Annotated in this window: 14 protein-coding genes; 9 read left to right on the top strand and 5 right to left on the bottom strand. The window is 66.6% G+C overall.

What is annotated here, in order from left to right; genetic code table 11:
- Positions 1 to 13: 13 nt before the first annotated feature.
- The 6 genes from WT53_RS28040 to WT53_RS28015 all read left to right on the top strand — a co-directional run bounded on the left by WT53_RS28040 (position 14) and on the right by WT53_RS28015 (position 10,624).
- Positions 14 to 778, top strand: coding sequence for an SDR family oxidoreductase (locus WT53_RS28040; protein WP_034206284.1), 765 nt, complete (start codon positions 14 to 16; stop codon positions 776 to 778).
- 7 nt (positions 779 to 785) lie between these two features.
- Positions 786 to 1,544: an SDR family NAD(P)-dependent oxidoreductase gene (locus WT53_RS28035; protein WP_034205718.1), complete on the top strand. Its 759-nt coding sequence runs from the start codon at positions 786 to 788 to the stop codon at positions 1,542 to 1,544.
- Positions 1,545 to 1,583: 39 nt separating this feature from the next.
- Positions 1,584 to 2,828, top strand: coding sequence for an acyl-CoA dehydrogenase family protein (locus WT53_RS28030; RefSeq protein WP_034205717.1), 1,245 nt, complete (start codon positions 1,584 to 1,586; stop codon positions 2,826 to 2,828).
- A gap of 61 nt (positions 2,829 to 2,889) precedes the next feature.
- The gene (locus tag WT53_RS28025; protein WP_034205716.1) at positions 2,890 to 3,795 is read left to right on the top strand and encodes a LysR family transcriptional regulator; all 906 of its coding nucleotides are present in this window, start codon (positions 2,890 to 2,892) and stop codon (positions 3,793 to 3,795) included.
- A gap of 188 nt (positions 3,796 to 3,983) precedes the next feature.
- Entirely contained in the window at positions 3,984 to 5,138 is a 1,155-nt protein-coding gene (locus tag WT53_RS28020) for a hydrolase (protein ID WP_230624858.1), read from the top strand.
- Positions 5,135 to 10,624, top strand: coding sequence for an AAA domain-containing protein (locus WT53_RS28015; RefSeq protein WP_034205714.1), 5,490 nt, complete (start codon positions 5,135 to 5,137; stop codon positions 10,622 to 10,624). The genes WT53_RS28020 and WT53_RS28015 overlap by 4 nt, the downstream gene beginning before the upstream one ends.
- Before the next feature lie 195 nt (positions 10,625 to 10,819).
- On the opposite strand, the gene WT53_RS28010 is transcribed toward WT53_RS28015, so the two are convergent.
- The 4 genes from WT53_RS28010 to WT53_RS27995 all read right to left on the bottom strand — a co-directional run bounded on the left by WT53_RS28010 (position 10,820) and on the right by WT53_RS27995 (position 16,107).
- Entirely contained in the window at positions 10,820 to 11,947 is a 1,128-nt protein-coding gene (locus WT53_RS28010; protein ID WP_034205713.1) for a J domain-containing protein, read from the bottom strand.
- Positions 11,948 to 12,033: 86 nt separating this feature from the next.
- Positions 12,034 to 12,351: a DUF4148 domain-containing protein gene (locus WT53_RS28005; RefSeq protein WP_034205712.1), complete on the bottom strand. Its 318-nt coding sequence runs from the start codon at positions 12,349 to 12,351 to the stop codon at positions 12,034 to 12,036.
- A 209-nt stretch (positions 12,352 to 12,560) separates the two neighbouring features.
- Positions 12,561 to 14,939 carry a DNA polymerase II gene (locus WT53_RS28000; protein ID WP_034205711.1) on the bottom strand — a complete coding sequence of 793 codons (2,379 nt, stop codon included), beginning with the start codon at positions 14,937 to 14,939 and terminating at the stop codon, positions 12,561 to 12,563.
- 184 nt (positions 14,940 to 15,123) lie between these two features.
- Positions 15,124 to 16,107: a LysR family transcriptional regulator gene (locus WT53_RS27995; RefSeq protein WP_230624855.1), complete on the bottom strand. Its 984-nt coding sequence runs from the start codon at positions 16,105 to 16,107 to the stop codon at positions 15,124 to 15,126.
- A gap of 100 nt (positions 16,108 to 16,207) precedes the next feature.
- Between WT53_RS27995 and WT53_RS27990 the strand changes: the two genes are divergently transcribed.
- On the top strand, positions 16,208 to 16,582 hold the full coding sequence (locus WT53_RS27990; protein WP_034205710.1) for a nuclear transport factor 2 family protein: 375 nt from the start codon (positions 16,208 to 16,210) through the stop codon (positions 16,580 to 16,582).
- A gap of 164 nt (positions 16,583 to 16,746) precedes the next feature.
- Here the strand turns inward: WT53_RS27990 and kdgT are convergent, their stop codons facing one another.
- Positions 16,747 to 17,769: a 2-keto-3-deoxygluconate transporter gene (gene kdgT / locus WT53_RS27985; RefSeq protein WP_034205709.1), complete on the bottom strand. Its 1,023-nt coding sequence runs from the start codon at positions 17,767 to 17,769 to the stop codon at positions 16,747 to 16,749.
- Between the two features lie 280 nt (positions 17,770 to 18,049).
- Here kdgT and kduI point away from each other — a divergent pair, with 280 nt between their 5' ends.
- On the top strand, positions 18,050 to 18,886 hold the full coding sequence (gene kduI, locus WT53_RS27980; protein WP_034205708.1) for a 5-dehydro-4-deoxy-D-glucuronate isomerase: 837 nt from the start codon (positions 18,050 to 18,052) through the stop codon (positions 18,884 to 18,886).
- A 4-nt stretch (positions 18,887 to 18,890) separates the two neighbouring features.
- Positions 18,891 to 19,697, top strand: coding sequence for a 2-dehydro-3-deoxy-D-gluconate 5-dehydrogenase KduD (gene kduD / locus WT53_RS27975; RefSeq protein WP_034205707.1), 807 nt, complete (start codon positions 18,891 to 18,893; stop codon positions 19,695 to 19,697).
- Positions 19,698 to 19,755: the final 58 nt, after the last annotated feature.

Here is a 19,755-nt window from a genome sequence, read left to right as displayed (position 1 = left end):
GGAGCACAGCAACATGGCAACGAACCTGTTCGACCTGACGGGCAAGATCGCACTGGTGACGGGCGCGAGCCGCGGCATCGGCGAGGAAATCGCGAAGCTGCTCGCGCAGCAGGGCGCGCACGTGATCGTATCCAGCCGCAAGCTCGACGACTGCCGGGCCGTGGCCGATGCGATCGTCGCGGCGGGCGGTCGCGCCGAGGCGCTGGCGTGCCACGTCGGGCGTCTGGAGGACATCGCCGCGACGTTCGAGCATATCCGCGGCAAGCACGGCCGCCTCGACATCCTCGTGAACAACGCGGCCGCGAACCCGTATTTCGGGCACATCCTCGATACCGATCTCGCCGCGTACGAGAAGACCGTCGACGTGAACATCCGCGGCTACTTCTTCATGTCGGTCGAGGCCGGCAAGCTGATGAAGACGCACGGCGGCGGCGCGATCGTCAACACGGCGTCGGTGAACGCGTTGCAGCCGGGCGACCGGCAAGGCATCTACTCGATCACGAAGGCGGCCGTCGTCAACATGACGAAGGCGTTCGCGAAGGAATGCGGGCCGCTCGGCATCCGCGTGAATGCGTTGCTGCCGGGGCTCACGAAGACCAAGTTCGCGGGTGCGCTGTTCGCCGACAAGGACATCTACGAGACGTGGAAGGCGAAGATTCCGCTGCGCCGCCACGCGGAGCCGCGCGAAATGGCCGGCACCGTGCTGTATCTGGTGTCGGACGCGGCGAGCTACACGAACGGCGAATGCATCGTCGTCGACGGTGGCCTGACGATCTGAGCGCGCGATGAAACTCGACAGCTACGCCGGGCAGGCCGTGATGATCACCGGCGCCGCGAGCGGCTTCGGCGCGCTGCTCGCGAGCGAACTCGCAGCGATGGGTGCGCGGCTCGCGCTCGGCGACCTGAACGGCGAGGCGCTCGAGCGCGTGGCCGCGCCGCTGCGCGCGGCCGGCGCCGACGTGATCGCGCAGCGCTGCGACGTGCGCGTCGAAACGGACGTCGCGGCGCTGGTGCATGACGCCGTCGCGCGTTTCGGGCGGCTCGACGTCGGCATCAACAACGCTGGCATCGCACCGCCGATGAAGGCGCTGATCGATACCGACGAGGCCGATCTCGACCTGAGCTTCGCGGTGAACGCGAAAGGCGTGTTCTTCGGGATGAAGCATCAGATCCGCCAGATGCTCGCGCAGCGCGAAGGCGTGATCCTGAACGTCGCGTCGATGGCCGGGCTCGGCGGCGCGCCGAAGCTGGCCGCGTATGCGGCGTCGAAACATGCGGTGGTCGGGCTCACGAAGACGGCCGCGCTCGAATACGCGCGCCATGGCATCCGCGTGAACGCGGTGTGTCCGTTCTACAGCACGACGCCGATGGTCACCGACGGCGATATCGGCGAGCGCCAGGATTTTCTCGCAAAGGGCTCGCCGATGAAGCGGCTCGGCCGGCCCGACGAAGTCGTCGCGGCGATGCTGATGCTGTGCGCGAAGGAAAACACCTATCTGACCGGGCAGGCCGTCGCCGTCGACGGCGGTGTCTCTGCCTTCTGACCCGAACGAACGGAACACGACAATCTCGAGGAGTCGATCATGGACTTTGGCTACACCCCGAAAGTGGAAGCGCTGCGCGAACGCGTGCGCGCATTCATGGACGCGCACATCGTGCCGCGCATCCGTCAGTGGAACGACGAAGTGCACGCGGGCCAGTATCCGGTGTCGTTCATGGAGGAACTGAAGGAGCGCGCGAAAGCGGAAGGCCTGTGGAACCTGTTCCTGCCGCACCTGAAGGACGACGAGCCGGGCACGGGCCTGACGAACCTCGAATACGCGCCGCTCGCCGAGATCATGGGGCGCGTGAGCTGGGCGTCTGAAGTATTCAACTGCAACGCGCCGGACACCGGCAACATGGAGCTGCTGCACATGTTCGCGACGCCCGAGCAGCGCGAACAGTGGCTGCTGCCGCTGCTGCGCGGCGAGATCCGTTCGGCGTTCGCGATGACCGAGCCCGACGTCGCGTCGTCGGATGCGACCAACATCACGACGCGTATCGAGCGCGTGGGCGACGAGTACGTGATCAACGGCCGCAAATGGTTCATCACGAACGCCGCGCATCCGAACTGCAAGATCTTCATCGTGATGGGCAAGACCGATCCCGATGCCGAATCGCACCAGCAGCAAAGCATGATCCTCGTGCCGCGCGACACGCCGGGCGTGACGGTCGTGCGCAACATCACGGTGGTCAATCACCACGCGCCGGAAGGGCACTGCGAGATCACGTTCGACGACGTGCGCGTACCGGCGCGCAACCTGCTCGGCGAGGAAGGCAGCGGCTTCGCGCTCGCGCAGGCGCGCCTCGGCCCGGGTCGCATCCACCACTGCATGCGTTCGATCGGCGCGGCCGAGCTGGCGCTGGAACTGATGATCGACCGCGCGCAGTCGCGCGTCGCGTTCGGCAAGCCGCTGAACCGGCACGGCACCGTCGGCGAATGGATCGCGCGCTCGCGCATCGAGATCGACCAGGCGCGCCTGCTGGTGCTGAAGGCCGCGTGGATGATCGACAAGGTCGGCGCGAAGGCGGCGCGCAAGGAGATCTCGATGATCAAGGCGCTCGTGCCGACCGTCTACACGAACGTGTGCGACCGCGCGATGCAGGTATTCGGCGCAGCGGGCTTGAGCCCGGATACGCCGCTGGCCGACCTGTGGACCTGGGGCCGCGCGCTGCGCTTCGCCGACGGCCCGGACGAGGTGCACCTGCAGGCGATCGCGCGGATGGAGATCAGGGACGGCGAGCCCGGTGCGACGGCGCCGTACCTGACGCCGCCGCCGCGCGGCTGAGCGGGGCGACGTGGACGAACGAATGGCGCCCGCCGTAAGATCTCGGCAAGGAGATCCGGCGATGCGCCTTTCGAAGATTGATCTGAACCTGTTCGTCGTATTCGAGGCGATCTACAACAAGCGCAACCTGACGCGCGCGGCCGAGGTGCTGAACCTCACGCAGCCGGCCGTCAGCAACGCGCTGGCGCGGCTGCGCAAGACGCTGAACGATCCGCTGTTCGTCAGCACGCCGGCCGGGATGATGCCGACGCCGATGGCCGAGAACATCGTCGGCCGCGTGCGCGAGGCGTTGCAACTGCTCGATTCGAGCGCGCACGAAGGCGACGTGTTCGATCCGGCTTCGTCCGAGCGCGTATTCCGGCTCAGCATGAGCGACCTGACCGAAGCGCTGCTGCTGCCGGCGCTCGGCGAGTTGCTGCAGACGCATGCGCCCGGCATGCACGTGCGCAGCTACACGATGGATCGACGCGAAGTCGCGACCGCGCTCGCGAACGGGTCGGTCGACCTCGCGATCGACGCGCCGCTGATCGGCGATCCGCACCTGCACCAGACGCTGCTCGTGCAGGACCGCTACGCGTGCATGATCCGCGACGACCACCCGTTCAAGGGCGATACGCTGACCATGGACGACTACCTGTCGATGGGCCACATCCACGTATCGAGCCGGCGCAAGGGCAGCGGGCACGTCGACGCGGAACTGACGCGGCTCGGGCTGCGCCGCAACATCCAGATGCGCGTGCAGCACTACATGGTCGCGCCGCTGATCGCGATGCGCGGCGATCTCGCGCTGACGGCGCCGCTGCGGCTGCTGCGGCGCTATCCGGCGCGGATTCTCGAACTGCCGTTCGAGATGCCGGGGCTCGACTACTTCTGCTACTGGCATCGTAGCGCCGATCAGGATCAGGGTAGCCGGTGGCTGCGCGAGCAGTTGATGACGCTGATGGGCGGGATGGGGGAGGGGCGGTGAGGGAACGCCGTGCATGCGGTCGTCGCCGTCGACGCGATCGGTCGCGCGCACCGTCCTGAGCGGTGGTCCTCGATAAGGCGTTTTTCGACAGTTGCGGCGACGTCATCCGTCGGTAGAATCGGTACTTCCCTACCGGAGTGCCTCGCATGGACTCTCACGCCCCGAATCGCCACGCGCTGGCGCCGCTCGTGTACCACGAAACCGTGGCCGACTATTTGCGCCGGCACGAGCCGGACGTCTGGCGCTGGACCGGCGAGCGCCAGACGCATGCCGAACAGCTCGAATCGCTGCGCGCTTCGTTGCTGCGGGAAACCTACCGGATCGACGCCGATGCGCACGGCAACGTCCATGCCGCCCTGGCGCTGGCGATGGAGCGGCTCGGGATCGTCGACGTGCCGGCCACGCTCTATCAGTCGCCAGGCACCCAGATGAATGCGTCGCTCGTATTCGTACCGGGCGAGATCCACATCCTGTTGCAGGGCCCCGTTCTGGAGCGGCTGGCACCGGAGGAGCTGCTGGCGATCCTCGGGCACGAGCTCGCACACTATGTGCTGTGGTCGCTCGACGGAGGCCGGTTCCTGACCGCGGACCGGATCCTTAACGATGCGGTGGCCGCTCCCGGCGGAGCCGACAGCCATCGCGAGACGTTTCGGCGTTATGCATTGCACACCGAACTCTTTGCCGATCGCGGGGGCGCATTGGCTGCGGATGCGGTGGCGCCCGCCGTTTCGACGCTCGTGAAGGTGCAGACGGGCATCAGCACGGTGGATGCAGCGGCTTATCTGCGTCAGGCCGCCGAGATCGAATCGAACGAATCGGGCGCCAGCGCGGCATTGAGCCACCCCGAGACTTTCATCCGTGCACGTGCGCTTGCGCTGTGGTGGGACGGCGAGGCAAGCCTCGACAGCTGGATCGACACGCGCCTGCACGGCCCGCTTTCGCTGGAGCGGCTCGACTTGCCGGGTCAGGCGCGCCTGCAGGCGCTGACGCGCGGATTCCTCGCGCATTACCTCGACGGCGCGTCGCTGGCCAGCGACGCCGTGCTGGCCCAGGTGCGCATGCTGTTCCCGGACTGGCGCGACGATGAGCCCGTCGCCGGCCCGGATGCATTCGACGCGGCAGGTGTCGACGACAGCGTGCGCAGCTACCTGAACGCCCTGATGATGGATCTCGCGCTGGCGGACCCCGATCAGCGCGACGTGGCGTTGTTGCGCGCCGGGCAGGTTGCCCGGTCGCTCGGCAGTCTCGACGCATTGCAGCTCAACCTCCGGCGCGACGCGGGCCTCGGCAAGCGCGAACTCGAACGCTACAAGCGGCAACTGGCCGAGGAGAAGGACGCATGAACGACAGGATCGCCGACGGTGCGCCGCGCACGCTGCGTACGCTGATTGCCGCGCAGGCCGGCGCGGCGTTGTCGACCGACGACGTGCTCGTGCTGGTGCTGCCGTTGTTCGCGCAGGTGGCGGAACTTCACGCGCAGGGCAAGGTGGCGTCGCTGGACGCGGACAGCATCGTGATCGACGAAGGGGGCGGCCTGGCGCTGCGACGCCCCGACGGCGAAGCGCCGCAGATGGACGTCGGCGCCGTGCATCGCGTCCAGCCGCACCCTGCGTCGGGCCTGAACATCGTCGGTGCGCTGCAACTGGAGCACACGCCCGATGGCCATCACAGCCAGACCGATCTTGCATTGCAGCTTGACGCAGCGGCTCCGGTCGTGCGGCCCGTCTATTTGCCAGGGTACGCGAGCTGGGAGCGATCCATCGGGCATCACGACGAGATCACCGACGTGTTCATGCTGGGGATGGTGCTGGCCAGCCTCGCATGCGGGCTGAACTTCGAAACCGAAAGCGACCTGCGCGCGTTCGTCGAGCATCGACGCAATCTGTTCGTGCTTCATGAACGGCTGCATCCGATCGTTGCGGCGGCGATCGTCGAAATGACGGAAGTAAACCGCCATGATCGCGCGACCGACGTGGCCGCGCTTGCGATGCGCCTGCGCACCTGGCGCGAGCAGCCGCTCGGCCTGGACGTCGAGCGTGCATTGGCCGGGGCGACAGGGGCGGCGTCGCGCCGCGGTGCAGTGCTGACGCACCTGCGCGACCGCTTGTTCGATCTGTCGCGTCGCAACCGGCTGCTGCATTTCCGGCCGACCGCGGCGACCGTCAACCTGACCGTGGCCAGCGTGCCGCTGATGCTGCATATCGAAAGCGTGCGCCCGGAGCACATCTGCACGTGGGGCGGACCGTTCGCCGCCGACCTCGTGGCCGGCAAGGCAGTGGCGTTACAGCAATGGCTGCGGTTCGACGATCAACCGTACCTGCCCGCGTCGCTGGACCGGCTGATCGCCGATACTCGCCGCGAACGGGCCGAATTCGGCTTCAGCAACCTGCGTCTCGTGATCGCGTTCCTGCGCTGGCACAACCTGAAGGACGCTCCCGACGAGCGTATCGTCTCGCCGCTGCTCTGGTTGCCGGTCGAACTCGTCAAGCGCAAGGGCGTGCGCGATCAGTACGTGATCCAGTGCGCTGGCGGCGACGCCGAATTCAATCCGGCGCTGCGGCACCATCTCAGTCAGCTCTACGACATCCGGTTACCCGAGACGGTCGACCTGGGCAAGATCACGCTGGCTGAGATTCATGCGGATATCCTGACGCAGATCCGGAGGTCGGAACCCTCGGTCGAGCTTCGGCTCGTCGACAAGGCGTCCGTACGGCTGGTGCGCCAGAAGGCACAACAGCGCATGCAGCAATACCGACGGCGGAAGCCCGCGGCACGTGCAGGCGGTTCGCACGGCGGTCGGCTGCCCTCTTTCAGCTATGCGCAAGACGATTACCGACCGCTCGGCCGCGCGTTGTTCGAGGAATGGGTGCGGCCGAGCGAACTGCCGCAGCGTTTCGAGGCCGGCGCCACGCCGGGCGCCAGCCTGCGTCGGCCGCAGATGGCGGGCGCAGCGGCAGAGGCCGTCGACGAGCGGCAGGGTTACGTGCTGCAGGAATCCGACGGGCATCGCTATGCGTGGGATTTCGATCTGACGCAGGTCACGCTGGCCAATTTCAACTACAGGAAGATGTCGCTGGTGCGTGACTACGCGCAACTGCTCGACGAGACCACCGCGAATCCCGCCTTCGACCGGGTGTTCTCGATCGAGCCGCGCGAGGTCGAAGCGTCGGCGGCCGCGCCGCTGCCGGCAGGAGAGCAATGGAACGTGGTGGCTTCCGATGCGACCCAGAATGCGTCGGTGAGCCTGGCGCGCAGCCAGCGCAGCTTCATCATCCAAGGGCCGCCGGGCACCGGCAAGTCGCAAACCATTACCAACCTCATCGCCGATTACGCGGGGCGCGGCAAGCGTGTGCTGTTCGTATGCGAAAAGCGTGCGGCGCTGGACGTGGTGTTCCACCGGCTCAAGCAGAGCGGGCTGGACGCGCTGTGTTGCCTCATCCACGATTCGCAGTCGGACAAGAAGGCGTTCGTCGCCGATCTGAAGGGCTGCTACGAGCGATGGATCGCCCAACCGCACGACAGCGAAGCGCTGCACGCACGACGAGCGGCGTTGATCGATGCGCTCGACGTACAGCAGCGACGCATCGATGCATTCGAAGCGGCGATGGCGGCTGCGCCCGACGCGCTGGGTGGCAGCGTGCGCACCTTGCTGCGGCGGCTGGTCGCGCTGCCGGCGGTACCGGATGTCGGCTTTGCTTTGCGCGAGCGCTTGCCGGCGCTGGCCGTTTGGGACCGGCATGGCGAGCTGACCCGGCGCGTGCATCGTGCGATGCGCGAACGGTTCGGCGCGAACAGTCTGGCCTCGCAACCTTTCGCACGGCTGTCTGCGGCGCTGCTGGCCGACGAGCGGGCATTCGGGCGGGTCGAGCAACTGTGCCAGGACGCCGACGCGCTGTTCGACGCGCTCGATCCGGTGCTCGACAGCACGGTGGCGTCGATCGGACACGCCACGGCGCTGTCGCGCGCATGCGCGATCGCAGCCGATTGCCAGTGGCTGATCGATACCGGCCTCGCCGCGCATCTCGACGTGCTCGATCCGGCGTCGTCCGCGCAGACGGTATTGCGAGAAGCCCGCGATGCGTTGTCCGCGCACGCAGACGCGCTCACGGCCGCGCAGGCTGCCACCGTGCACTGGCGAGACAAGCTGTCGCCGGGCGATACCGTGTCGGCGCTCGCACTCGCGCGCCGGCTCGAGGCGTCGGCGATGCGATGGCTGCAGCCGGCATGGTGGCGGTTGCGCGGCGAGCTTCGGCGTCGCTACGACTTCGCGCAGCATGCGGTGCATCCCGGCTACGTCAAGGTGCTGGAGCAGCTTGCCGCCGAGCAGGCCGCGGCTGCGGCACTCGACGCAGCCGATGTCGAGTGCCGCAAGCGCTATGGCGTGAGCGAAATGGCGGCGTTTCTGCGCGCGCTGGCCGAGCTGGAGGCGCGGCTGGCGTCGGACGGCGATCTGCGCGAACGGATCGCGAATCTGCGTCAGGCGGTCGATCCGCTTGCTGCCGCGCGTATCGATGCCGGCGCACGCGAGGCCCTCGACAAGCTCGAGCGTCGCATCCGCGACAACCTGGTCATGGACGATGACGTGTCGCTGGCCGAAATCGCCGAGGCGCTGCGCGATCTTCGGGAGGGACTGGACGACCTGCCTGATTTGCTGCCGCTGTTGCGTGCGGTCCACGCGGCCGACCCCGCCTATGCGGCGACGCTGCAGTCCGTCGACCTCGCGCCCGCGGAGCTGGAGGCGCTGATTGCCGACGAGGCGTTGCGCCGCCTGGAGCGCGAGAATCCGGTGCTCGCGCGATTCGGCGGCGTGGCGCTCGCACAGGCCGCGCGTGCCGCGGCCCGGATCCAGCGCGAATTGCTGACCGTGAATGCCCAGGTCGTGAGCGCGACGTTGCATCGGCAGTTTGCCGACCACGTGCGCCAGTCGTCGTTATCGGCGACGCAACTCGATGCCGACGGCAAGACCTTCAAGAAGCGCTACGCAACCGGCCGGCGCGAGCTCGAACACGAGTTCGGCAAAAGCATGCGCCACCGTTCGATCCGCGATCTCGCCGATGACGAAACGGGCATGGTCGTCAACGACCTGAAGCCGATCTGGCTGATGAGCCCGCTATCCGTATCCGATACGCTGCCGCTGTCGCCCGATCTGTTCGACGTGGTGATTTTCGATGAGGCCAGTCAGATTCCCACCGAGGAAGCCGTGCCTGCGCTCAGCCGTGCCCGTCAGGTCGTGGTGGTCGGCGACGAGATGCAGTTGCCGCCGACGAGCTTTTTCACGGCAGCGGGCGCGGATGGCGACGACGAGATCGTGATCGAGGAAGAGGGCGAGCGCATCGCCATCAATCTCGACTCCGACAGCCTGTTGAATCAGGCAGCGCGCAATTTGCCCGCGACGCTGCTGGCATGGCATTACCGCAGCCGGCACGAAGCGTTGATCAGCTTCTCCAATGCGGCGTTCTACGACGGTCGTCTCGTTACGATTCCGGACCGCGTGCTGGAGCGCGCCGACGAGGACGGGTGGTCGGTGCGGTCGAGCCAGGACGATGCCGGCATCGTGGGCGCCGACGCGTTGCTCGCGCGGCCGATCAGTTTTCATCGGCTCGACGACGGCGTGTACGTCGAGCGGGGCAACGTGCCCGAAGCGCGCTATATCGCGTCGCTCGTACGCGAGATGCTGCGCCGGGAGACGGGCCTGAGCCTCGGCATCGTCGCGTTTTCCGAGGCGCAGCAGAACGCGATCGAAGCGGCGCTGGAGGCACTGGCGGCCGAAGACGCCGACTTCGCCACGCGGCTCGAGCGCGAGTACGTGCGCGAGGACGACGACCAGTTCAACGGCCTGTTCGTGAAGAACCTGGAAAACGTTCAGGGCGACGAACGCGATGTGATCATTCTCAGCATCTGCTACGCACCGGGCCCGGACGGCAGGATGCTGATGAATTTCGGGCCGATCAACCAGCGTGGCGGCGAAAAGCGTCTGAACGTCATCTTCAGCCGCGCAAGGCACCGGATGGCGGTGGTTTCCACGATTCAAGCCGATGCGATCACGAACGTGCACAACGACGGCGCGGCCGCGCTGCGGGCATTCCTGCAATTTGCGCAGGCGAGCGCCACAGGCCAGTTCGACCGTGCACAGGCGGTGCTCGGTGCGCTGAATCAGGGTGCGCGCGATGCGTTCACGCGGCGGACATCGCCTGACGCCATTCGCGATGCGTTGGCCGAAGCACTGCGCGCACGCGGTCACCAGGTCGATATCGACGTCGGCCGTTCGCAATTCCGCTGCGACCTGGCGATCGTCGATTCGTCGAAGCGGGACTACGCGCTTGCGATCCTGCTCGACAACCCAGCCCATGTCGTGACCGATACGGCGGAGCGCTATGTATTCCGGCCCGGCATCCTGCGCGGCTTCGGCTGGCGTGTGCTGGACATCCCCGGGAAAGATTGGCTTGATGACCCGGCCGCGGTGCTGGCGCGCATCGAGGCAATGCTTGCTGACGGTGAAGATCGAGCACTCGATCAGGAAATCGAGCTGCCGACGCCGGTTGTTCAGACGCCCGCGCAGGAGGCGGAAACTGTGCAGGGCGAGACTGCAGCGGCGACTGGCGTGCCGACGGAACGCGTGAGATCGCTGCGATTCGAGCAAGGCACTTCCAGCAAGTTCTGGCGCGCCAGCCTGCGGGGCACGGAGCTGAACGTGACGTACGGTCGGATCGGATCGGCAGGACAAGCCAACCTCAAGCAATTCGAAACCGTCGAGCGTGCACAGCGCGAGATGGACAAGCTGGTGGCGGAGAAACTGCGCAAGGGCTATGTCGAAGACCCGGCCGGGTGACGGCCGGCGTTCGATCCGCCGTTCATGCACGCGTTCCGCACGCAGCTGTGGTGCGACTTCACGTTTTCCGCGTTCCGCGCGTGAATTGGTGGCGTGTTCGATTTGACCGGGTGAAGCGGGGCCGATCTCGGGACACCGGGCATCACGCGGGGGATGAACGGGGATGGCGGCGTGCACATGCGTGCCGCCGTATCGTCAATACGAATCGTCGTCGAAGCGAGACGCCGCCGGCTGGCGCTTCATGTCCTTCAGCCAGCGCCTGACGTTGTCCGGATCCTCGAATTCGCGTAGCGCGACGGCCAGGTCCTGGTTGCTCCGCTGCATGCCGGCGATGTCGCGCGTCAGCATGCGCAGCACGGTATCGGGCGTGACCTTGGTGGACGACGCGATGCCATAGGTGCGCCGGAAATCGTGCTCGACGTGTTCGATCTCCCGATCGAGCTCGCGCAGTTGTTCCTCGAGGATGCCGTTGTAGCGCGTCAGCCGCGCTTCGCCGAGGCCGTCGATCGCGCGCCGGTCGATCTGTTCGATTTCCAGCTGCAATTCCAGCAACTGCAGCAGGTTGCCCTTGTCGTAAGCGTGATTGACGCGCTGCATCAGCGCGGTCTTGCGTGTCTGTTCGTTCGGATCGGATTCGCGATCGGGGTGCAGCGCGCTGGCCAGCTTGCGATAGATTTCGCGGATCGATTTGTTCGATTCGGCCTGTTCGGCTTCGATCCGCGCCTGCGCGGCCGATTGCTTCGGTGCTTTCTTGCGCTTCGCGCGCTGCGCCTCGCGGGCCGCGTGCGCGGCCATGTCGCGCTCGAACTGGGCATCGAGTTCGGCCTGCATCCGCTCGGCGAGTTCGTCGGGGGACAGCGAGTCGAGATCCTCGGGCGAGGGCGACTGCGATTCGGGTTCCCGTTTCGGTTTCGTCGGCTCGGGAGCGGCCGTTGCGTTGCCGACGCGATCGGATCCGGCATGCCGGTGGTAAATCACCTTCAACGCCGCGTCGTCGCTGGTGTGCAGCAAATCGCGCGCCATGTCGGCGATCAGGTCGGACAGCGTGCGCTGCTCGGCTTTGCTCAAGCCCTTCTGCAGGAACGCGTCGTCGAGCAGATGGATCAGCCGGATGCGCAGCGCCGTTGCCTCCTGTTCGAGCGGCAACAGCCCGTCGACGAACTTCTTCTGGAACGCCGGCATGACGGCTTCCCACGCACCGAGACGTTCGCGCCGCTTTTCGATTTGCTCGACGAGCGTATTGAACGTCTTCTGGGCTTTCGACAGGCTGGCTGTCTCGTGGCTGGGCGCGATGGCGACCGCGGCACCGCGACGTCCGGTCATGATCGATGTCCTCCGGCCGCGGCGGGAGGCGCGGCAGGCCGGTATTTTAGCCGGATGGGGGCGCCCCCGAAACGGCTCGCGGCGCGTTAGCGCTTCATCGTCGCAGCCGCCGGCGCGCCCGAGTCCATGCCCGGTGCGCCGTTCGCCCCGTAGGCGGCTTCCGCGCTTTTGCGTTCCGCGAGGCGCTTCGCGGCGAGGCGTTCCTGCGCGGCGACGATGTCGCCCGGATAGTTGTCGCCGTCACCGGCGACCGGCTCGTAGCCGACCGACTCGAGATCGAGCAGTTCCTGGCGCACTTGCGCGCGCGTGAGCGTCGAGTGCGACGACTGTGCGTACGACGCGGCCGGTGCGGTGAGAAGGGCGGTAGCGGTGACAGTGGCGATGGCGGCGATGATGGATTTCACGGTTTCCTCGGACGATTTCGTTGCGGTTTGCTGAACCGACGAGGAAAGTTTAGGAACCTTGACCGGCCTGATAAATGGCGATTCCAGGCGAACTGTGTTCCAGAATGGGTGAAAGTGCGCGATGTGGACGGCACGCGATGGAGATCGACGTCACATGGCAGCGAGATGCGACGACTGCGCCGACGCGTGTACGGACGCGTCATCGTTCGTCAGTCGCCGAACAACTGCCCCTGCCCGGAGATCACGCGTTCGAAATCGTCCCGCAGGAACGGCAGGATCGCATCGGCGACGGGTTGCAGCTGACGACTCAGATAGAACGCATAGTCGATCGGCGAACGCATCGTCTCCAGCGGCTCGGGGCCGGCCGTCGTCATCACGTAGCTGATCCAGCCGCCGCGCTGATACTGCAGCGGCCGGCCTTGCGCGAGGTTGAACTCGTCGGCGATGCGCGCTGCGCGCACGTGCGGCGGCACGTTGCGTTCGTACTCGCGCAGCGGCCGGCGCACGCGCTTGCGGTAGACGAGCTGATCGTCGAATTCGCCGGCGAGCGTGCGCCGCACGTAATCGCGAATGAAATCCCGGTACGGCTCGCGTCTGAACACGCGCCGGTACAGCTCGCGCTGGAACTGCTGCGCGAGCGGCGTCCAGTCGGTGCGCACCGTCTCGAGCCCCTTGAACACGAGGTCCTCGCCGCCGTCGGCCGTCGCCGCGAGGCCCGCGTAGCGCTTCTTGCTGCCTTCTTCCGCACCGCGCACGGTCGGCATCAGGAACCGGCGGTAATGTCGCTCGTACTGCAGCTCCAGCGCGCTGTCGAGCCCGAATTGGTCGCGCAGGTGCGCATGCCACCAGCGATTCACGTGCTCGACGAGCGCGCGGCCCTTGGCGCCGGCTTCGTCGTCGTCGTGCGCGCGGCCGAGCCACACGAAGGTCGAATCGGTATCGCCGTAAATCACTTCGTAACCCTGCGCTTCGATCAGTTTGCGCGTGCGATGCATGATCTCGTGGCCGCGCATCGTGATCGACGACGCGAGGCGCGGGTCGAAGAAGCGGCAGCCCGTCGAGCCGAGCACGCCGTAAAACGAATTCATGATGATCTTCAGCGCCTGCGACAGCGGCGCGTTGCGCTGCCGCTTCGCGTCGTCGCGGCCCTCCCACACGCGGCGCACGATGTCGGGCAGGCAGTGCGCGGTGCGCGAGAAGCGCGCGCCGAGAAAGCCGGGCACCGATGCGTCGTCGCCGGGATTCGCGAGCCCTTCGATCAACCCGACCGGATCGATCAGGAACGTGCGGATGATCGACGGATAGAGGCTCTTGTAGTCGAACACGAGCACCGAGTCGTACAGGCCGGGGCGCGAATCCATCACGAAGCCACCGGGGCTGTTCTGCCCCGTCACGTCGCCGAGGTTCGGCGCGACATAGCCGAGCCGGTGCATGCGCGGCAGGTACAGGTGCGTGAAGGCTGCCACCGACCCGCCGGTGCGGTCGGCCGCGAGCCCGGTGACGCTCGCGCGTTCCAGCGCGAAGGACAGCAGGTCGGCCTTGTCGAAGATGCGCGTGACGAGTTCGCAGTCCTTCAGGTTGTAGCGCGCGAGCGCGGGCTTGTCGTGATCGAAGCGGCGCTGGATCTCGTCCATGCGCTGGTACGGATTGTCGATCGACTTGCCTTCGCCGAGCAACGCTTGCGACACGTATTCGAGGCTGAACGACGGGAACGTCCACGTCGCCGATTTCAGCATGTCGATGCCGTCGAGGATCAGCCGGCCGGCCGCGCCTGCGAAGAAGTGGTCGGGCTGCTGGCCGTGCGCGCGCCAGTCGAGCACGCTGCCGCCGCGCCCGAGCTTGAGCGGCACGCCGTATTGCTCTGCGTGCGCATGCAGGATGCGCAGGTCGAACTGCACGAGGTTCCAGCCGATCACCGCATCGGGGTCGTGTTCGTCGAACCAGTCGTTCAGGCGCGCGAGCATCGCGGCCCGGGTGTCGCAGTAGTCGAGGCGGAAGTCGACGGCGCTCGCGTCGGCATCGCCGTTCGGCGGTCCGAGCATGTAGACCTGCCGTTGTCCGCAGCCTTCGAGCGCGATCGAATACAGCTCGCCGTGGACGCTGGTTTCGATGTCGAGCGACACGCAGCGCAGCGCCGGGCGGTAGCCGGTCGCGGGCTTCAGCTCGGCGCCGGTCAGCGTGCCGTCGCGGCCGGGCTGGCCGCGAAACTCGACGCATGCGGTGATGAAGCGCTCCATCGCATAGCGATCGGGCGGCTGCACGTCGGCTTCGTAGACGTCGACGCCGGCCGCCGCGAGGCGCTTCTGCAGCCCGGACAGATGGCGATAGCGCCGGCAATAGAGGCCGACGACCGGGCGCCGGCTGAAATCGCGCAGCGCGAGCGGGCGCAGTTCCGCGTCGCGTTCGCCGGCCAGCGTGCGTTCGGCGAGCGCCTGCTGTTCGGCCGGAATGAACGCGACGGCTTCCTGCGGGCGCAACCGCACGCGGCGCGGACCGCGTTCGGTCGCCAGCCAGAACTCGATCTCGATACCGGATGCGGTGTCCCGCCAGTGGCGGGTAAGGATGAAACCCTGCTCGAACGCCGTCAAAACGCTTGCTCGTCGTGGATGCCCAGGCGGCGGATTTTAGCGCTTGAACGGCTGTCGTGCCGCTGCGGGCGCTTGGCAACAGGCGGCAGGAAGCCGTCGAGCGATGCGGATGCGGCGCAACGGAAGCGACGGCATGGCGATGACGGCCGAGGTAGACGGCCAGGCACCCGACGGACAACGGACGCTATTCGCGACGCAGCGCTTCGAGCACGGTTGAGGGCGACCGCTGGCCGGCGCCATAACCGTTCGACTGTAGCCTGGGCATCATGCCGACCACGAAGTCGATGAACGCCCTTACCTTGGCCGGGACGTGGTTTCGACTGGGATAGTAGACGTAAAGAGGAAACGTCTCGTCGCACCAGTCCGTCAGAACCGGCTCCAGCGTGCCCGCACGCAGGTGCGTGTCGATTCCGAGGTCGATCACCTGGGCGATCCCGAAGCCGGCGAGGCAGGCGCCGATTTTGGTTCCCGCATCCGTGACGGTCAGGGTGCCGCTGACGGCCACTTTCACTTTCTCGTCGTCGCGCCAGAACTCCCAGTCGAAGGGGCGGCCGGTAGCCGGGTCGATGGCGAGGATGCATTCATGGCCGCCGTCGACCAGATCCTGCGGCGACCTCGGCCGACCGCGCTGCTCCAGGTAGGACGGCGCGGCCAGAGTCAGTACCCGCGGACTGTATAGCCTGCGGCAGACCAAGGTCGAAATGGACGGCGGTCCAAATCGGATGGCGAGATCGAATCCCTCGCTGACCAGGTCCGAGAGATCGCTCCGGGTTTCCAGCTTCAGGTGAAGCGCGGGGTGATCCTTCATGAACCGGGTCAGCTCCGGGGCCAGCACGAGGCGTGCGAACACGGCATCGCATGCGACACGGAGCGTTCCGTTGACGACCGAGGTCTGATCGGAGGCGTCGACGGCCGCCTCTTCGATTCCCTGGAGTAACGGCAGCACCTTCGACAACAACGCATGGCCGGCGTCCGTCACTTCGACGTGCCGGCTGGTGCGATGCACGAGCTTTGCGCGCAAGCGGTCCTCCAGTCGCTGGATGGCGCGACTGACCGCCGGCTGAGTCTTGCCCAGACGCGATGCCGCACGGCCGAAACTGCCGGATTCGGCCAGGGCTGCCAGGACGAGCAAGCCGCTGACCAGCCCTCCATCGAGGTCTTCCATCATCCATGTGTTCCTGTAATGGCAGCGATAACCGGGTCGCCGTAGCAGAGAGCGGGAAGGATCGCTCACTATACGAGCCGTTCACTACCGAGGAAAGCCAACAATGACCCAGACCCAAGCCGTCGTCGCTTTGATCGACGATTATTTCAACCTCGCTTATGAGCCGCAGAGCCGTGACTTCGACAAGATTTTCCATCCGAACGGCTTCGTTCAGTGGCTGGATGAAGGCCGGTTGCGCACGCTGTCGTCGTCGGAGTACGCGGCGCTCATCGGCGGGAGGCCCAGTCCTCGATCGACCGGCGCGCCGAGAGACGAGGCGATCCTCTCGATGGAGCATGTCTCTGACGGCCTTTCAACGGCGACGGTGCGGGTGCGGATCGGCAACCGGCTGTTCAACGATCACTTCGTCATGCATAAGGTGGCGGGCGACTGGCTGATCTCGACCAAGGCGTCCGCCATCGTGCGTACGTTCGACTGAAGCGCAGCGCGGCAGTGTCCGGTTTCGTCGGCGTGCGACAAGATGCGCGCCGACACCGACGAATGAAAACCGCGGGAAATTCATCGATTTCCCGCGGTTTTCATGCTGCCGAGCATTGACCGACTTGAAGCGGGCGCCTGAGGCCCGACTCGAACCGGCACTGCTCAAACATGCCCTTCATGCTCGATCGGGCTGCCATGCGCGGGCCGTGCGGCCAGCGACGGCAGCGGCGCACCGCTTGCCCGCGCCGCCCGCTTCGCCCACATCGCCGTCAGGATCGGCACGAGTATCGCCGTCACGAGGCACGCGGTCGCGACGATCGCGGTGGCCGCCGGCACCATCGGCTTGAACTTCGGAATCATCTCGCCGATGATCGCCGGGTTCGCGACCGCAGCGCCCGCCGTCGACGACGCGGCAAGCCCGGCCGTCCCGTTGCCGCCGCCCAGGACCTTGTCGGCGAGCATCAACGGCACGCCCGTCACGACGATTACCGCGAGCCCGAGCGCGATGCCCGGCAGCCCGCTCTTCGCGATCACGTTCAGATCGATGCCGTTGCCGAGCGCGAAGCCGAAGAACGGAATCAGCGGATGCACGCAGCGTCCGAACAATTCGCGCAGCTCCACGTCGAGGTTGCCGAGCGTGAAGCCGATCAGGAACGGTAGCACCGCGCCGACGAAGAGCCGCGTCTCGAACACCGCGACGCCGGCCGCGCCGAGAATCAGCATGCTGACGAGCGGCCCCGATTCGATCGACATCAGCACGAACGCGCCGGCTTCTTCCCGGGTGCCGTACTGCTGCATCACGGCCGCATAGAGGCCGCCATTGGTCATGTCCATCGACGTCGTGATCGCGAGCAGCGACAGGCCCGCGAACAGGCCCGTGCGGATGCCGTCGTCGGGGATGAAGCGCGCGGCGATCACCGTCGCGAGCCATGCGACCGCGATTTTCGTCGCGAGCAGCGTGCCCGATTTGCGCAGCACGACGCCCGTCGCGCGCAGGTCGATCGTCGCGCCCATGCAGAAGAACCAGACGGCGAGAATCGGCACCGTGCCCGCGATCAGGCCGTTGGTGAACGAGCCGAAGTACTTCCCGGCGTTCGGCGCGAACGTGTGCACGCACGCGCCCAGCAGCATCGGGACCAGCATGAGTCCGCCCGGAATGCGGTCGATGGCCTGTTTCAGCTTCACGTCTCCTCCGTGGACGTCGATGCGTCCCGTTGTCGAATGATGTCTGCTGACTGACTATAGGACAGGATTCGGAACGATGGTCCGTTTTTGTGAGTTTCGACGGTAGTCGTATACCCGTAATGCTAGATAGCGCTGATCTGAAAGGAATTTATCGATCCACCAGACGAGATCGAAAATCCGGATCGACGTTCCGAATTCAAGAAATGTGTGCTTCAATCCTCATCGGGGCGACCGGCGGCGACGGTGCGGGCGGCGGCCCCCTTCCCGATGGAGAACCGGCATGGACGTGCGGCATGGCATTCACGGCGAACACGCGAAGACGCTCGACACGGCCGGCCTGCGCCGGCATTTCCTGGTGGAGAAGGTGTTCGCGCCGGACGCACTGTCGCTCACCTACAGCCATATCGACCGCATCGTCGTCGGCGGCGCGTGGCCCGCGACGCGGCCGGTCGAGGTGCCGGCGTCGCTCGGCGCCGCGATGGGCGTGAGCCATCTGCTGGAGCGGCGCGAACTCGGGGCGATCAACATCGGCGGGCCCGGCTGGGTCGAGGTCGACGGCCAGCGTCATGCGGTGGGCACGGAGGAGGCGATCTACATCGGGCAAGGCGGGCAGGGTGTCGTGTTCGGCAGCGACGATCGCGCGCAATCCGCGAAGTTCTACCTGAACTGCGCGCCCGCGCACACGGCCTATCCGACCCGCACGATCACGCTCGCGCAGGCATCGCCGGAAACGCTCGGCGACGCGGCCACGAGCAACCGCCGCACGATCTACAAGTTCATCGTGCCCGATGTATTGCCGACCTGCCAGTTGTCGATGGGGATGACGAAACTCGAGCCCGGCAGCGTGTGGAACACGATGCCGTGCCATACGCACGAGCGGCGGATGGAAGTGTATTTCTACTTCAACCTCGCCGCCGACGCGGCCGTGTTCCACATGCTCGGCGAGCCGCAGGAGACGCGTCACGTGGTGGTGCACGACGAGCAGGCCGTGATCTCGCCGAGCTGGTCGATTCATTCCGGCGTCGGCACGCAGGCGTACACGTTCATCTGGGGGATGGCGGGCGAGAACCAGGTGTTCAAGGACATGGACCACATCGCCGTTGCCGACCTGCGCTGACATCATGAAACGCGATACACCCGATCTTCCCGCCGCCGATGCGCATGCCGTGCTCGCCGGCCTGTTCGACCTGACCGGCAAGGTCGCGATCGTCACCGGCTGCAACACGGGGCTCGGCGCGGCGATGGCCGTCGCGCTCGCGTCGGCCGGGTGCGACATCGTCGGCGCGAACCGTTCGTCGTCCGATGCAACGTCGGCGCGCGTGGCGGCCGTGGGGCGGCGTTTCGTCGACGTGCGCGCGGATCTGTCGACGCTCGAGCCGGTCGAGCGGATCGTCGGCGGCGCGCTGGATGCTTTCGGCCATGTCGACATCCTCGTCAACAACGCGGGCATGATCCGCCGTTGCGATGCGCTCGAGTTCACCGAAGCCGACTGGGACGCCGTGATCGACGTGAACCTGAAGAGCGTATTTTTCCTGTCGCAGGCGGTCGCGCGGCAGATGGTGCGGCAGGGGCGCGGCGGCAAGATCGTGAACGTCGCGTCGATGCTGTCGTTCCAGGGCGGCATTCGCGTGCCGTCGTACACGGCGTCGAAGAGCGGCGTGCTGGGCCTCACCCGGTTGCTCGCGAACGAATGGGCCGCGCGCGGGATCAACGTGAACGCGATCGCGCCCGGCTACATGGCGACCGACAACACCGCGCCGTTGCGCGAGGACAGCCGGCGCAGCGACGAAATCCTCGCCCGCATCCCGGCCGGCCGCTGGGGCGTGCCGGACGATCTCGCGGGCGCGGCGGTGTTTCTCGCGTCGCGCGCGTCGGACTACGTGCACGGTCATACGCTCGCCGTCGACGGCGGATGGCTCGCGCGCTGACCGGGTCGCGCGACGAACGCGTTATGCTCTCCCGATTCGCATCTCACGGATTCACGGA

It is taken from the genome of Burkholderia sp. MSMB2157WGS (assembly GCF_001532755.1).
Taxonomy (GTDB): domain Bacteria; phylum Pseudomonadota; class Gammaproteobacteria; order Burkholderiales; family Burkholderiaceae; genus Burkholderia.
Note: the sequence above shows the minus strand (reverse complement) of the source record. Positions and strands in the feature narration are given on the sequence as shown.